This is a genomic window from Rhizobium sp. Root1204 (assembly GCF_001424965.1).
Classification (GTDB): domain Bacteria; phylum Pseudomonadota; class Alphaproteobacteria; order Rhizobiales; family Rhizobiaceae; genus Pararhizobium.
The window spans coordinates 179158-192586 of sequence record NZ_LMCZ01000042.1 but is presented as its reverse complement, the minus strand read 5'-3'; the positions used below and the strand labels follow the sequence as shown (position 1 = coordinate 192586).

Genomic DNA, 13429 nt, shown 5'->3' with positions numbered 1-13429 from the left:
TTTATGATCCTGCTGATCGTGGCGACTGGGCCGATCCGCCCTAGAGAAGAATGGAGCCCGTCATGACCGGGGCGCATTGCCCCGCTATCCGGACGCTCTCAATTTGCCCCTTCGATTTTACAGCAGTGACGCCGATCACGCTTCTGCGGCCCATCTTGACGCCTTGTTCGATGGTGATCTCAACGGTGGCCTCCATGTCCGGCAGCAGCGAGGTCAATAACGCACCAAGCGCACCCGAGGCGCTGCCGGTCGCCGGGTCTTCGATGACATTGTCGAGAGGGGCAAACATGCGGGCGCGCAGGGCCCACGGATTTTCCGGCTGTCGGGTGTAGAGAAACAGGGCAAACTGATCGTCTTCCGGCGAATACTGCCGCCCGGCTTCGGCAAAGGCTGCGGTGTTGGGGCAGGCGTTGCCAAGCGCGTCGAGATCAGCCAGTTCGGCGACCGCGAAAGGCAGGCCGACGGAGGCAATGACGGGGGCGTGAGTGGTAAGCGATATCGACTGGGCACCGATCGAGGCGCAGCGGGCGATGGTTTCGCTATCGACCTGCGGCCCAAGCGACAGCGGCTGCGGTGCGAAAATGCCCGCGCCAATCACGTGTCCCTCAACATCGCGCGTCAATGCCGCCTCGACAATTCCGGCTTTCTCCTCGAACCGGAGCACATCGCCGGCTGGTCTGCCGAATATTCCGTCCTGTCGGCCAAGAACGAAGGCCGTGCCGACATTGGGATGACCGGCAAACGGAATTTCCATGGTCGGCGTGAAGATCCTCACATGCGCCGTATTGGCGGGGTCTTCTGGCGGCAGCACAAAGGTGACTTCAGAATAGCGAAATTCGGCGGCGATGTTCTGCATCTGCGCGTCCGTGAGGCCGCGTGCGTCGGGAATGACGGCTTGCTGGTTGCCGGAAAACCGTTCGCTGGTGAAGACATCGACGGTGACATAGGCAACGCTGTTCATGATGATTTTTCCCTTCGCTACGTGGAGCCGTATGTCAGGGATAACGTGCGCCGGAGATCATGCGAACAAGGTTCTTGTCACCCTGACAATCGAAAGCATGTCGTGGGTTCTTTGTCATAGAAAAAGCCCGGCCGCTTGCGCGAACCGGGCTTCTCCCCCTCCGTAACCGTGGTGTTACGCGGCTTTTTCGAGCTCTTTCTTCCAGCCGCCCTTGGCAGCAAGGCTGCACATCTCGGCGCGATGGCTGAAGGCGCGCTGGCCGGCGGCGACGTTTTCCGGCTTGCCAGCCCAGGCGTTGAGTGCCTCGGTCTGAAGCGCCCGGCCGTAGGAGAAGGTCATGCCCCAGGGCAGGTCGTAGCCGGCGTTCATGGCAGAGAGATGCGCGGTCGCTTCCTCGGTGGACTGGCCACCCGACAGGAAGGCGATGCCCGGCACCGCCGATGGAACGGTGCGCTTCAGCACCTTGACGGTGCGCTCGGCGACTTCGGCGACGGAGGCTTTGCGTGCCTTCTTGCCATCGATGACCATGCTTGGCTTGAGGATCATGCCTTCGAGGCTGACGCGGGCATCGGTCAGTTCTTCAAACACGATGCGCAGCGTTTCTTCGGTGACGTCTTCCGAGCGCTCGATCGAATGCGTTCCTGGCGCGCCATCCATCAGCACTTCCGGCTCGACGATCGGCACGATGCCGGCTTCCTGGCAAAGTGCAGCGTAGCGGGCAAGAGCCTGCGCGTTGGCCTTGATGGCGCCGAAGCTCGGCAATGTGTCGGAAACGGAGATCACGCCGCGCCATTTGGCGAAACGGGCGCCGGCGTCGTAATAGGTCTTCAGGCGGGCGGCGAGGCCATCGAGGCCTTCGGTGATCGTCTCGCCCGGAAACTTTGCCATCGGCTTGGCGCCGGTATCGACCTTGATACCGGGAACGGCGCCTGCGGCACGGATAACGTCAACGAGTGGCGTGCCATCGGCTGCCTTCTGGAAGAGTGTTTCTTCATAGAGGATAACACCGGAAATGTAGGCTTTCATTGCGTCATCGGCGCGAAACAGCATTTCGCGGTAATCGCGGCGCGATGTTTCCGTCGACGTCAGGCTGATCGTCTCGAAGCGCTTGCCGATCGTTGCGGTGGATTCGTCGGCTGCCAGCAAGCCTTTGCCGGTGGCGACCATAGCCGCTGCAATGTCTTCCAGTCTTTCGCTCATATGCGTTCTCCTGTTGTTGCGATGGCTCGCCGATAACAGAAGAATACGGCAACGAAAATGGAAGTTAAATTGGTTTAAACGATTGAAATTATTTTAATCGATTGAAATATTGGGATTATTTTTGCGATGCATCAAAAATTCGGTGCGGCGCAACGAAAAGCCCCGGCGCAAGGCCGGGGCTGAAGGTCGTGATTCACGCTCGTTTGAGCGCCTGTGTTTATTTCTGCTGGTGCAGGATATCGACGCCGGGAAGCGGCTTGCCTTCCATCCATTCGAGGAACGCGCCGCCAGCGGTCGAGACGTAAGTCAGGTCCTCGGCAACGCCGGCGTGGTTCATCGCCGAAACCGTATCGCCGCCACCGGCAACGGAGACGAGTGCACCGCTTTTGGTGCGGGCGGCGGCATGCTTGGCAACCGCGACGGTGGCCTTGTCGAACGGGGCGATCTCAAATGCGCCGAGCGGGCCGTTCCAGACGAGTGTTTCGGCTTTGCTCACCCAATCGTTGACGGCGGCGATCGACTTCGGGCCGACATCGAGAACCATGGCATCGGCCGGGATCGCTTCGATATCGACGACTTCATTGTCGGCGCCAGCCTTGAACTCGCGGGCAACGACGCCGTCAACCGGCAGAACGATGGCGCAACCGGCTGTGGCTGCCTCGATCATGATCTGCTTGGCCGTGTCGGCAAGGTCGTGCTCGCAGAGCGACTTGCCGACATTGGTGCCGCGGGCCGCAATGAAGGTGTTGGCCATGCCGCCGCCGATGACGAGGGCGTCGACCTTCTTCACGAGGTTCATCAGCAGGTCGATCTTGGTCGAAACCTTCGCGCCGCCGACGATGGCGACGACCGGGCGCTTCGGATTGCCGAGGCCCTTTTCCAGCGCCTCAAGCTCAGCCTGCATGGTGCGGCCGGCATAGGCCGGCAGCAGGCGCGCAAGGCCTTCAGTCGAGGCATGGGCACGGTGCGCGGCGGAGAAGGCGTCATTGACATAGATGTCGCCATTGGCAGCCAGCGCCTTGGTAAATTCGGCGTCGTTCTTTTCCTCACCCTTGTGGAAGCGGGTGTTTTCAAGGAGCAGCACGTCGCCATCATTCATCCCGGCAATCGCTGCTGCGGCCTTGTCGCCAATGCAATCGGCGGCAAAATGGACGCGTTGGTCAAGGATGTCTTCAACCGCAGGCGCGATCAGCGACAGCGACATGTCAGCGACTGGTTCGCCCTTCGGGCGGCCGAAATGCGCAAGCAGGATGACCTTCGCGCCTTTTTCGGAGAGTTCGCGGATGGTCGGCACCACGCGTTCGATGCGGGTCGCATCCGTCACCTGGCCATCCTTGACCGGCACGTTGAGATCGACGCGCACAAGCACGCGCTTGCCAGCGATGTCGGTGAGGTCGTCGAGGGTCTTGAAAGTCATGGATAGTCTCCGGTCAAAGTCTCATGAAAAGGGTGGGATAGTCTGCCACCAGTCCGTCATCATCAAGTTCAAGCACTTGCTCGAAGCCGTTGGTATTCTGGAAGCGGAAATGTCGTGAGTCGAGCTTGGTATAAAACTGGTCATCGCGGCGCACGGTCATCTCGTCGCCGTTAATCCAGGCCATCGCAAAACGCTGAGATTCTCCTTCAACCCAGCGATTGCGCCACACGGGCAGAGAGTTGGTGAAGGGCGTCGGCCAGATATCGACATCGATGCAACCGGCAAGGTCCGGGCAAGGGGCTGCATTTTCATCGGTCCAGTTGCCGGAGCCGTCGGCAAAAAGTGCAAGTGTCTTTCCATCTGTTCGTTCGACAGCAGCGCTTCGCAATACGAGTGTCTCGTCAAGTTCGATCCTATAGAGGAGACCGTAGGTTGGTGCGACAATAGCGCCACGGATGCGTCGACCCGCTCCGTTGGTGATTATTTCGCAATGCTCCACCGTCTCGACCTCTAAGCCTCGCCAGCGGACGCTTCGGTTCAACTCCATTTCGCGCGGCTCCCGGCCAGATAACAACGTTACCGAAGGCGGCACTCTGCGTCTTGATTTTCAGATCGGCTCCAAAGCACCGTACCGCCTGAAGCTGCTGAAGTTCCGGCAAGACCTGGATGACAGAGCGGAACGGTGCCTTCCGGCAAAAGAAAGGCGGCGCCTAGGCGCCGCCGAAACATAGCTTTAGATCAGCTTTGCCATCGCAACGGCCGTGTCGGCCATGCGGTTGGAGAAGCCCCATTCATTGTCGTACCAGGACAGGATACGGACGAACTTGCCTTCCAGAACCTTGGTCTGGTCGTTGGCGAAGATCGACGAATGGCTGTCATGGTTGAAGTCGCGCGATACCAGCGGCTCGTCGGTGTAGCCAAGGATACCCTTGAGAGCGCCATTGGCAGCGGCCTTGATGGCACCGTTGATTTCGGCAACCGTCGTGTCGCGCTTGGCGACAAACTTGAAGTCGACGACCGAAACGTTCGGGGTCGGAACACGGATCGAGGTGCCGTCGAGCTTGCCCTTGAGGTGCGGCAGGACGAGACCAACGGCCTTGGCGGCGCCGGTCGAGGTCGGGATCATCGACAGGGCTGCAGCGCGGGCGCGGTACAGGTCCTTGTGCATCGTGTCGAGCGTCGGCTGATCGCCGGTGTAAGCGTGGATCGTTGTCATGAAGCCATGATCGATGCCGACGGCGTCGTCCAGGGTCTTGACGACCGGAACCAGGCAGTTGGTGGTGCAGGAGGCGTTGGAAATGACCAGGTGTTCCTTGGTCAGTTCGTTGTGGTTGACGCCGAAGACGACGGTCAGGTCAGCACCATCGGCAGGAGCCGAAACGATAACGCGCTTAGCGCCAGCCTGAAGGTGCAGGGCAGCCTTGTCGCGCGAGGTGAAGATGCCGGTGCATTCCAGAGCGATATCGACGCCCATGGCAGCGTGCGGCAGGGTTGCCGGGTCCTTGATCGCAGTGACCTTGATCGGCTTGCCGCCGGCAACCGAGATGGTGTCGCCTTCGACCTTAACCTCAGCCGGGAACCGGCCGTGGACGGAATCGTAGCGCAGCAGATGTGCATTGGTCTCGACAGGGCCGAGATCGTTGATCGCAACGACTTCAATATCGGTGCGGCCGGATTCGACGATGGCGCGAAGGACGTTGCGGCCGATGCGGCCAAAGCCGTTGATGGCAACTTTTACAGTCATTTCAGGTCTCTCCCTGTCTTAAGATCTCGATGTGGAAACCGGAGCGCGCTCAGACGCGCTCCGAAGAGGAAAATCAGGCAAGCTTCTTTTCGGCAGCCGCGACGATTGCGTCGGAGGTGATGCCGAAATGCTTGAAGAGGTCCTTGGCCGGAGCAGATGCACCGAACGAGTGCATGCCGACGAAATCGCCATCGTTGCCGATGAAGTAGTCCCAGCCCTGACGGACTGCGGCTTCTGCGGCGATCTTGACCGGAGCATTGCCGATGACGGCCTTGCGGTAGTCGGCCGGCTGTTCCTGGAACAGTTCGAAGCAGGGAACGGAGACGACGCGGGTCGCAATGCCCTTGCCGTTCAGTTCGGCTGCGGCCTTGACGGCCAGTTCGACTTCCGAGCCGGATGCGAAGATCGAGACCTTGGCATTATCAGCGGCGATCAGCTCGTAGGCACCCTTGGCGCAGAGGTTTTCGGCCGAATAGGTCAGACGCGACGGTGCCAAATTTTGGCGTGTCAGCGCCAGGCCCGACGGGCGATGCTGTTCCTTCAGCGCCTGCTGCCAGCATTCGGCGGTTTCCACCGCATCGGCCGGACGGAACATCAACAGGTTCGGGATCGCGCGCAACGCTGCCATGTGCTCGACCGGCTCATGGGTCGGGCCATCTTCGCCGACGCCGATCGAATCGTGCGTCAGAACGTGGATGACGCGGATGCCCATCAGGGCGGCGAGGCGGATCGACGGACGGCAGTAGTCCGAGAAGATCATGAAGCCACCGGAATAGGGAATCAGGCCGCCGTGCAGCGTGATGCCGTTCATGGCAGCGGCCATGCCGTGCTCGCGGATGCCCCAGTGCATATAGCGGCCGGAGAAATCGGTCGGGGTGATTGACTTCATCTGGCTGGTCTTGGTGTTGTTGGACGGCGTCAGGTCAGCCGAACCGCCGAGCATTTCCGGCACGATGCCGTTGATGACTTCGAGCGCATCCTCGGATGCCTTGCGGGTGGCAATCGCCGGTGGAGCGTCGGCCAGCTTCTTCTTGTAGGTGTCGATGGCGGCATCGAGATTGCCCGGAAGCGCGCCGGCAAAGCGGCGGGTAAATTCGGACTTCTTGGCTGCTTCGGTCGATGCCAGGCGGCCTTCCCAGGCCTTGTGGGCGTCTGCCGAGCGGCCACCGGCCGTGCGCCAGGCGTCGAGAACGTCGGCCGGAACGGTGAAGGCTTCAGCTTCCCAGTTCAGTGCCTTGCGGGTCGCTGCAATTTCCTCGGCGCCGAGCGGTGAACCGTGGACCTTGTGGGTACCCTGCTTGTTCGGTGCGCCGAAGCCGATGACCGTCTTGCAGGCGATGAAGGTCGGGCGGTCCGACTTCTGAGCTGCTTCGATGGCTGCTGCGATCTGTTCGGGATCATGGCCGTCGACGCGGATCGTGTTCCAGTGAACGGCCTGGAAACGGGCGATCTGGTCGGTCGAGTCCGACAAGGAGACGGCGCCGTCGATGGTGATGTTGTTATCGTCCCAGAACAGCACCAGCTTGTTGAGTTTGAGGTGACCGGCAAGCGCGATGGCTTCGTGGCTGATGCCTTCCATCAGGCAGCCGTCGCCGCACAGCACATAGGTGAAGTGGTTCTGCAGGTCGCTGCCGAACTCTTCTTCGAGCTTGCGTTCGGCAATCGCCATGCCGACGGCATTGGCAATGCCCTGGCCGAGCGGACCGGTGGTCGTTTCAATACCGGAAGCATGACCGTATTCCGGATGACCGGCGGTCTTGGAGCCAAGCTGGCGGAACTGCTTGAGGTCCTCCATCGTCATGTCTTCGTAGCCCGTCAGATAGAGCAGCGAATAGATGAGCATGGAGCCATGGCCGGCCGACAGCACGAAACGATCGCGGTCAGCCCAAAGCGGCGCCTTCGGATCGAATTTCAGGTAACGGGAGAATAGCACCGTTGCCACGTCGGCAGCACCCATGGGCAGGCCGGGATGGCCGGAATTGGCCTTTTCGACGGCATCCATGGAGAGGAATCGGATTGCATTTGCCATCCGGTCGTGTTTTTCGCGAGAGATCATTGTCTGTTCCGCTTGAGTTCGGTGGACAGGGGACGGTCTCTATCCTCCAAAGACCGTATGAGAAGCGGCTGACACATAGCACCTGCTTCGACGGAGTCAACAAATACGGGCCTTTTGGCAGGGCTGAAGGACGCTTTTTGAGCGTCTTTCCCGCTTATTCTCTGCAAACGGACCGGTCGATACTAATCGATTTAAAATTCGTGATCCACAGGTTACGCAGCCGCTGCAAGCGGTTGACGTTGTGAACACTTGCCGAATGGGTTTATTAGTGTGATTGGCTTGAAATACAGGCTCCGGGCGGCGATTCGACGCGGTCTGGCGCGTATCAGGAAAGCGTGATGGCGGCAGGAAAGACAGTCAAGGCGGCGATCGATGAGTTGCAAAGCGCATTAAGCAGCCTCGAGAATGCCATTGATGGACGCTTCGACCGGGAGCGGGACCGTGGTGAGATTGAAGGCGAAGTGCGGCGTGTCAACACCGACCGGTCGCGGCTCGCCCAGGAACTCGACCAATCGCAATTCCGGGCAAACCGCCTTGAGGAAGTCAACCGCGAAGTCTCGCGCCGTCTGGTGACGGCCATGGAAACGATAAGGGCAGTGCTGGACCGCTAAGGCGTGGTCAGCCTGCGGGTCAGGTGACGTATGGCACAAGTAACGGTGATGATCGACGGCAAGGCCTATCGCATGGCATGCGAGGAGGGCCAGGAAGATCATCTGACCGAACTCGCCACCCGCTTCGACCAGTATGTCAGTCACCTGAAGAGCCAGTTCGGCGAGATCGGCGATCTGCGCCTGACCGTGATGGCCGGGATCATGGTGATGGACGAGCTCAGCGAAGTGGACCGCAAGCTGAAAAATCTGCAGACTGAGGCCGATGGCTTGAAACAGGGCCGGGTCGCCGCCCTGTCCGATCAGCAGAAAAGCGAGGAAGTGCTCGCGTCGACCCTGTCTGAGGTGACGTCACAGATTCATGAGCTTGCGGCCAAGCTCAGCGGCAAGGCTGCACCTGCTTCTCACTGAATTTTGACAAGTTGGAAGGGTGCCACTGGCGCAAGCCATCAATGCACTCTATATTCCAGTTGCGGTCTGCGCTTCCCGACAGGACACCACAATCCCTGGGGCCATACTCGATCCAAAGGGAGCTGTCCCTGACCTGGCCCGTGGGCTAGGTCACATGGCGCCCACCTACGTTTGTAGGCACCCAGGATCGTAAACAGTTCATCGGTTGTGTGGATCGCACTTTTTCCTTTTATTTTCAATGATTTGTAGCGTAACTTTTTGGCACCTATTTCGCACCGGTGTCAAAAGTGATCGGTCGAATTGCGTGATAGGAATATAGTCTCGATCTTCACCCGAGCGGCCATTTTCATCGTTTATAGCGCACGTGCTCGCGGGCCTCGCCGGATCGGGCTTGCATGACAAGCCTGGCACCTTCGATGGAAGCGAAATCAGGAGAGGTAGGTAGGCGAAAAGCGAGTGCTTTCGAGTGAGGACATACGAAGGCCGATACTCGAGATCCGATTGAAGCAAAGGCGGCAAGCAAACAAAGCCTGGTCTTGTGTATCGTTGCTTATTCTTGACTGGAAAAGTCTCGTTATGGTGAGCAAGTGCTTCTAGCAAGATCAGATTTCTGCAAACACAAGGCACGTCTCAATGAAAAAATGTCACTAGATGCGACGGACTCGGGTCGCATATTGCCAATTTTCTCCAAAAATTCGAAAATGTTCGCGGATCGTTCGCAGATTGTTTTCAGTCATATTAGGCATTAGTTTATCATTACCCAAGCGACATTCTGGAGTTGTTTGAAGCGCATAATGGTTGCGATTTGGGCTGCTTGAAGATTTATCTCTTTTGTGGCGTTGCCATCAGATATGACAATTAAGTTATTAATTGCTAATATAACGATCTGTTTTCAACATCTGAATTCAATGGATGTCATTCAATGATAATCGACGTCAATCATCCGAAGCTGATCAAGACAAATTTGATGGTGCTGTCCAAGGAACCGCTACGCGGGCTGCTGACACTGGAGACGGAGCAAGGCCAGTCATGCATTGAGATTGATGAAGACAGCGCCAACGGTCTTCTTGACGAGGTCTTGGCCCTCTTCGGGGTGCCGCGGCCACCATCCGCGGGCCAAACGGCCACCGCGGGGCTTTGATCGTGGAAACCTGCGCGATTGTCCCGGCAATTTCGGGTGTGTACCATTGCAGGCAGGCTCGGGCAGTCCTTGCCCAGCCGGCAGCTTCAAAAGCAGCTAAAAGATCACCTTAGCTCAGTGCTGTCGGTGCCGATCGCGCTTTTCCTCTTTCTGAAACACTTATCCCTGCGCCCCTGGCCTAAACGCTTCCCGGATGGCGTCGGACATGGTTTCGACGATGCGTTTGTTGCCCCGGGGCCGGGTCTTCATCACCACGTTGGAAAAGTCGATGACGTCGTAGCCGTCGGTATTGGTCAGTTCCCGGCATCCGACGGGGATGCTTGAGCGGGTCAGCGGCGCGATGGCGAGGCCTGAGGTGACGGCGGCAATCAGACCGCTGCTGGTACGGCTGACATAGGCGACACGGCTTTCCAGGCCGCGTTTGGTCAGGCTGCGCAGGGCCAGTTCATCGCACCATCCGTTTTTCAAGTAGGTATAGGTGGCGATCGGCAGCGGATAGCGTTGGTGGGCGCAATGCTGGTCGGAGGTTACCCACACCGTCGGGTCGACCATCAGGACCTCGTTGCGCGTCGGGCCGCCCGGCTCGAAGACAACGGCGATGTCGATCTCGCCGGCATCGAGCGCTGCCAGATTGGACATCGAGACGCCTTGCTGCACGGTGACCTCGACGCCGGGATGAACGGCGGCAAACGCGCCGAGTGCCTTTGGCAGGGTCGAGTTGATGTATTCCTCCGAGATGCCGATCTTGACGGAGCCATCCAGCGCGGGCAGGCGGATAGAGGCTGCGGTATCATCCAGCAGGGTGACGATGCGGCGGGCATTGTCCAGCAGCCGTATGCCCTGGCCTGTCATGTTGACGCCACGCGACCCACGCTCGAACAGGGTCTCGCCGAGAATATCCTCGAGCTTCTTGATCTGCATGCTGACGGCAGATTGCGTGCGGCCGACCGTCTCGCCAGCCTTGGTAAAATTGCCGCTGTCCGCCACGGCAACGAAGGTTCGCAGCAGATCGCTTTCGAGGAGAGGAAACATTGTTTCAGCCATCATCTTTTCTAATGATAGCCATTTTTGCAATTCGTTGGATTGATGTCAACGGACGTCCGATACTGCCGGTGACATGCCGGAGTTTCCAGATGAAGCACGATTACAGAACGCGACGGTGGCCGGCCAGGCTCAGGGGAGGGGTTTGCCGCATGCTGGCACAATGGCGGCAGCAGCGCCTAGCGCGGCTGGCATTCGCAGAGATATCACGGCGCAAGAGTGCGCATCTGCTTGAGGATATCGGCATGAACGAAGCGGATACCTCTCCCGGCCCGATTGATGACGCCGCGCGGCACCGCTTCTGGATGTTATGAAATCAAATCCATCCGCGCTGCTCGAAACACCGCTTCCGCGACATTGCCCGCCTGCAGCTTCTCCATCGCAGAGGTGAAGGCCTGCTCGATTCTTTCATGAGAGATATCTGTTTCGCGGGTGATGTCTTCCCGGGTGCGCCCACGTGCGGCCAATGACAGGCAGCGCAATTCCAAAGGGTCGAGTTCCTGCAGCATCTTGTCCTTCATGGACATATCCGGCTCCGTCTAAAAGCTGAACAGTTCCCCGCATCGCCGGAAGCGGGCACCGAACTGTTTTTCTGATGTTGATTGCGGCCCTCTCTTGCACGGTGAAAAGACAACGTGAAAGTGGAACCCGTTTGCATGATGAACAGACCTCTAAAACCGTGCCAGTTTGGGAAAGGTGCGCGGTTGTGTGGCAAAAAATGGTCGATGTGGTGGTTGCGCGGTTTCCTTTGCCCGGTTTGATGCAATAGACATGAACACTGGCAGACGGGAGAAGCATGCCCATGACACCAAGGGAACTGAAAGCTGCGCTGCGTCTGGAACGTCTGGCACTGCGCGATTCGATGACGCCGGAGGCCCGCATCGAAGCAGGTTTACGGATGCTCGACCACGCCGGTGATGTGATCGATTTTGATCCAGGGCAGGTGATCTCCGGCTTCTGGCCGATCCGCTCTGAGGTCGATGTCCGGCCGTTGATGGCGCGGCTGCGCGAGCGTGGCGCCCGGCTTTGCCTGCCTGCCATTCTCGACAAGCAGACGATCGTTTTTCGTGAACTCGTCCCCGGCGCTCCGATCGTGGAGACCGGATTTGGCACGGCTGGCCCGGCCGGGGACGCGCCGGTTCTCGATCCGGATATCATGCTTGTGCCCTTGGCTGCCTTCGACCGGACGGGCCACCGGATCGGTTATGGGGCTGGATATTACGACCGTGCCATCGAACGTTTGCGCCTGAAAGGCCATATGCCTAGGCTGATCGGGATTGCATTTGACTGCCAGGAAGTGGCATCAGTGCCGGCGGAGCCGCATGACGTGGCGCTGGATGCCTTGCTGACCGAAAGCGGGTTCCGGATTTTCGGGCTAGGAATAAGCAAATATGAGACTTTTGTTTCTGGGTGACATGGTTGGCAAGACTGGCCGGACGGCGGTCTGGGAAAAGCTTCCCGGCCTGATCAGCGACCTGAAACTCGATTTCGTCATCGTCAATGGCGAGAATGCCGCCGGCGGCTTCGGCATCACCGAAGATATTTTTCTTGAGACCATCAATGCCGGCGCCGATGTCGTCACCACCGGCAACCATGTCTGGGATCAGAAGGAAGCAGTCTCCTTCTGCCAGCGTCACGACCAGTTCCTGCGGCCCGCCAATTATCCAGCCGGTACCCCCGGGCGCGGCTCCAACCTCTATTTCGCCCGCAACGGTGCCCGCGTCCTCGTTGCCAACGTGATGGGGCGCGTCTTCATGCACCCGGAACTCGACGATCCCTTCAAGGCGGCGGAAAGTATTCTCGCGGCCTGCCCGCTGAAGGAGCAGGCAGACGCGATCATCTTTGATTTCCATGCGGAGGCGACCAGCGAGAAGCAGTGTTTTGGTCATTTCGTCGATGGCCGCGCCAGCTTTGTCGTCGGAACGCATACCCATGTACCGACCGCTGACGCGCAGATTCTGAATGGCGGCACCGCCTATATGTCGGATGCAGGCATGTGCGGCGATTACGACTCGTCGCTTGGCATGGAAAAGGAAGAGCCCCTCAACCGTTTCATCTCCAAGATGCCGAAGGGCCGCTTCGAGGCTGCCTCCGGCCCTGCAACCCTCTGCGGCGTCGGCGTTGAAATTTCCGATCGCACGGGATTGGCGGAAAACATTGCGCCGCTCAGGATCGGACCGCGGTTGGCGGAAGCGATCCCGGCGTTCTGGGGGTAGGATCTCCATTTCATAATTTCACGCCATTAAAAGTGATACAAAAATTATGAAAATCGTCTATGATGAAATCAAGCGAAGGCTCAATTTAGAGAAGCATGGGCTTGATTTTTTGGCGCTCGACATGGAATTTTTCGGCAGCGCACTCATTGTCGAGACCAAGTTGAACCGGCTGAAGGCCATCGGCCTTTTCAACGATGGAAAGATATCTGTCGTATTTTTCAGGCTAGGTAGCGAAGGCATATCTATCATCTCAATGCGGGCTGCAAGCCGAATGGAAAGGAAGCTTTATGACCAGTGCTAAGAGTTTCAAGTCCCATACTGCTCCGCTTACTGATGAAGAAGAGGCCCGAATTCAGGCCGGTATTGCGGCTGATCCTGACAATCCAGAATGGACGGAAGAAGACTTCAAGCGGGCGCGTCCCTTCGCGGAGGTTTTCCCCGAACTTGCGGAAAGCATCCGCCGCTCGCGCGGACGGCCGGTCGTTGAAGTGCGCAAGCAGCAGGTTTCATTGCGGCTGGATCCGGATGTGATTGCCAAGTTCAAGGCGACCGGCAAGGGCTGGCAGGCGCGCGTCAACGAGATTTTGAAGCAGGCAAAACTCTGATCCTAACGATTCCGCGATGACGTAATCGT

16 protein-coding genes and 1 other RNA gene are annotated in these 13429 nt (G+C 58.7%); 9 read left to right on the top strand and 8 right to left on the bottom strand.

Going from position 1 to position 13429, the window contains the following annotated elements; genetic code table 11:
- Positions 1–40 precede the first annotated feature (40 nt).
- The 6 genes from ASC96_RS28895 to tkt form a co-directional block, all read right to left on the bottom strand.
- Positions 41–961, bottom strand: a complete 921-nt coding sequence (locus ASC96_RS28895) for a PhzF family phenazine biosynthesis protein (RefSeq protein ID WP_060506492.1) — start codon at positions 959–961, stop codon at positions 41–43.
- A 174-nt stretch (positions 962–1135) separates the two neighbouring features.
- Positions 1136–2161, bottom strand: coding sequence for a class I fructose-bisphosphate aldolase (locus tag ASC96_RS28890; protein ID WP_060506491.1), 1026 nt, complete (start codon positions 2159–2161; stop codon positions 1136–1138).
- A gap of 217 nt (positions 2162–2378) precedes the next feature.
- A complete protein-coding gene (locus ASC96_RS28885; protein WP_060506490.1) occupies positions 2379–3578 on the bottom strand; it encodes a phosphoglycerate kinase in 1200 nt (399 codons plus the stop codon).
- Positions 3579–3591: 13 nt separating this feature from the next.
- Complete coding sequence (locus ASC96_RS28880) at positions 3592–4125, bottom strand: putative glycolipid-binding domain-containing protein (protein WP_060506489.1); 534 nt, start codon at positions 4123–4125, stop codon at positions 3592–3594.
- A 186-nt stretch (positions 4126–4311) separates the two neighbouring features.
- Positions 4312–5322: a type I glyceraldehyde-3-phosphate dehydrogenase gene (gap, locus tag ASC96_RS28875; RefSeq protein WP_037099929.1), complete on the bottom strand. Its 1011-nt coding sequence runs from the start codon at positions 5320–5322 to the stop codon at positions 4312–4314.
- A 73-nt stretch (positions 5323–5395) separates the two neighbouring features.
- Complete coding sequence (gene tkt, locus ASC96_RS28870; protein ID WP_037099926.1) at positions 5396–7378, bottom strand: transketolase; 1983 nt, start codon at positions 7376–7378, stop codon at positions 5396–5398.
- Positions 7379–7716: 338 nt separating this feature from the next.
- Between tkt and ASC96_RS28865 the strand changes: the two genes are divergently transcribed.
- The 4 genes from ASC96_RS28865 to ASC96_RS28850 all read left to right on the top strand — a co-directional run bounded on the left by ASC96_RS28865 (position 7717) and on the right by ASC96_RS28850 (position 9538).
- Complete coding sequence (locus ASC96_RS28865) at positions 7717–7989, top strand: DUF4164 domain-containing protein (RefSeq protein ID WP_037099924.1); 273 nt, start codon at positions 7717–7719, stop codon at positions 7987–7989.
- 30 nt (positions 7990–8019) lie between these two features.
- Positions 8020–8397: a cell division protein ZapA gene (locus ASC96_RS28860; RefSeq protein WP_037099923.1), complete on the top strand. Its 378-nt coding sequence runs from the start codon at positions 8020–8022 to the stop codon at positions 8395–8397.
- A 60-nt stretch (positions 8398–8457) separates the two neighbouring features.
- A non-coding RNA gene (gene ssrS, locus ASC96_RS28855) (6S RNA) lies at positions 8458–8617 on the top strand.
- Between the two features lie 702 nt (positions 8618–9319).
- Entirely contained in the window at positions 9320–9538 is a 219-nt protein-coding gene (locus tag ASC96_RS28850) for a hypothetical protein (RefSeq protein WP_037099921.1), read from the top strand.
- 159 nt (positions 9539–9697) lie between these two features.
- On the opposite strand, the gene ASC96_RS28845 is transcribed toward ASC96_RS28850, so the two are convergent.
- Positions 9698–10582: a LysR family transcriptional regulator gene (locus tag ASC96_RS28845; RefSeq protein WP_060506601.1), complete on the bottom strand. Its 885-nt coding sequence runs from the start codon at positions 10580–10582 to the stop codon at positions 9698–9700.
- Positions 10583–10731: 149 nt separating this feature from the next.
- Between ASC96_RS28845 and ASC96_RS33095 the strand changes: the two genes are divergently transcribed.
- Positions 10732–10893: a hypothetical protein gene (locus tag ASC96_RS33095; protein ID WP_156393907.1), complete on the top strand. Its 162-nt coding sequence runs from the start codon at positions 10732–10734 to the stop codon at positions 10891–10893.
- Here the strand turns inward: ASC96_RS33095 and ASC96_RS28840 are convergent.
- The gene (locus ASC96_RS28840; protein WP_060506600.1) at positions 10888–11100 is read right to left on the bottom strand and encodes a LuxR C-terminal-related transcriptional regulator; all 213 of its coding nucleotides are present in this window, start codon (positions 11098–11100) and stop codon (positions 10888–10890) included. The two genes, ASC96_RS33095 and ASC96_RS28840, sit on opposite strands and share 6 nt — an antisense overlap.
- Positions 11101–11381: 281 nt before the next feature.
- Between ASC96_RS28840 and ASC96_RS28835 the strand changes: the two genes are divergently transcribed.
- The 4 genes from ASC96_RS28835 to ASC96_RS28820 are packed head-to-tail and all read left to right on the top strand — an operon-like array spanning position 11382 to position 13400.
- Positions 11382–11993: a 5-formyltetrahydrofolate cyclo-ligase gene (locus tag ASC96_RS28835; RefSeq protein ID WP_060506488.1), complete on the top strand. Its 612-nt coding sequence runs from the start codon at positions 11382–11384 to the stop codon at positions 11991–11993.
- A complete protein-coding gene (locus tag ASC96_RS28830) occupies positions 11971–12795 on the top strand; it encodes a TIGR00282 family metallophosphoesterase (RefSeq protein WP_060506487.1) in 825 nt (274 codons plus the stop codon). Before ASC96_RS28835 ends, ASC96_RS28830 begins: the two co-directional genes overlap by 23 nt.
- Before the next feature lie 46 nt (positions 12796–12841).
- On the top strand, positions 12842–13096 hold the full coding sequence (locus ASC96_RS28825; protein WP_060506486.1) for a BrnT family toxin: 255 nt from the start codon (positions 12842–12844) through the stop codon (positions 13094–13096).
- Positions 13083–13400, top strand: a complete 318-nt coding sequence (locus ASC96_RS28820) for a BrnA antitoxin family protein (RefSeq protein ID WP_060506485.1) — start codon at positions 13083–13085, stop codon at positions 13398–13400. Before ASC96_RS28825 ends, ASC96_RS28820 begins: the two co-directional genes overlap by 14 nt.
- Positions 13401–13429: the final 29 nt, after the last annotated feature.

Coding starts and splice junctions, on each gene's coding strand:
- ASC96_RS28885 (WP_060506490.1), bottom strand. CDS start 3,578: ATGACTTTCAAGACCCTCGACGACCTCACCGACATCGCTGGCAAGCGC.
- ASC96_RS28865 (WP_037099924.1), top strand. CDS start 7,717: ATGGCGGCAGGAAAGACAGTCAAGGCGGCGATCGATGAGTTGCAAAGC.
- ASC96_RS28890 (WP_060506491.1), bottom strand. CDS start 2,161: ATGAGCGAAAGACTGGAAGACATTGCAGCGGCTATGGTCGCCACCGGC.
- ASC96_RS28830 (WP_060506487.1), top strand. CDS start 11,971: ATGAGACTTTTGTTTCTGGGTGACATGGTTGGCAAGACTGGCCGGACG.
- ASC96_RS33095 (WP_156393907.1), top strand. CDS start 10,732: ATGCTGGCACAATGGCGGCAGCAGCGCCTAGCGCGGCTGGCATTCGCA.
- ASC96_RS28825 (WP_060506486.1), top strand. CDS start 12,842: ATGAAAATCGTCTATGATGAAATCAAGCGAAGGCTCAATTTAGAGAAG.
- tkt (WP_037099926.1), bottom strand. CDS start 7,378: ATGATCTCTCGCGAAAAACACGACCGGATGGCAAATGCAATCCGATTC.
- gap (WP_037099929.1), bottom strand. CDS start 5,322: ATGACTGTAAAAGTTGCCATCAACGGCTTTGGCCGCATCGGCCGCAAC.
- ASC96_RS28835 (WP_060506488.1), top strand. CDS start 11,382: ATGACACCAAGGGAACTGAAAGCTGCGCTGCGTCTGGAACGTCTGGCA.
- ASC96_RS28895 (WP_060506492.1), bottom strand. CDS start 961: ATGAACAGCGTTGCCTATGTCACCGTCGATGTCTTCACCAGCGAACGG.
- ASC96_RS28840 (WP_060506600.1), bottom strand. CDS start 11,100: ATGAAGGACAAGATGCTGCAGGAACTCGACCCTTTGGAATTGCGCTGC.
- ASC96_RS28820 (WP_060506485.1), top strand. CDS start 13,083: ATGACCAGTGCTAAGAGTTTCAAGTCCCATACTGCTCCGCTTACTGAT.
- ASC96_RS28880 (WP_060506489.1), bottom strand. CDS start 4,125: ATGGAGTTGAACCGAAGCGTCCGCTGGCGAGGCTTAGAGGTCGAGACG.
- ASC96_RS28845 (WP_060506601.1), bottom strand. CDS start 10,582: ATGGCTGAAACAATGTTTCCTCTCCTCGAAAGCGATCTGCTGCGAACC.
- ASC96_RS28860 (WP_037099923.1), top strand. CDS start 8,020: ATGGCACAAGTAACGGTGATGATCGACGGCAAGGCCTATCGCATGGCA.
- ASC96_RS28850 (WP_037099921.1), top strand. CDS start 9,320: ATGATAATCGACGTCAATCATCCGAAGCTGATCAAGACAAATTTGATG.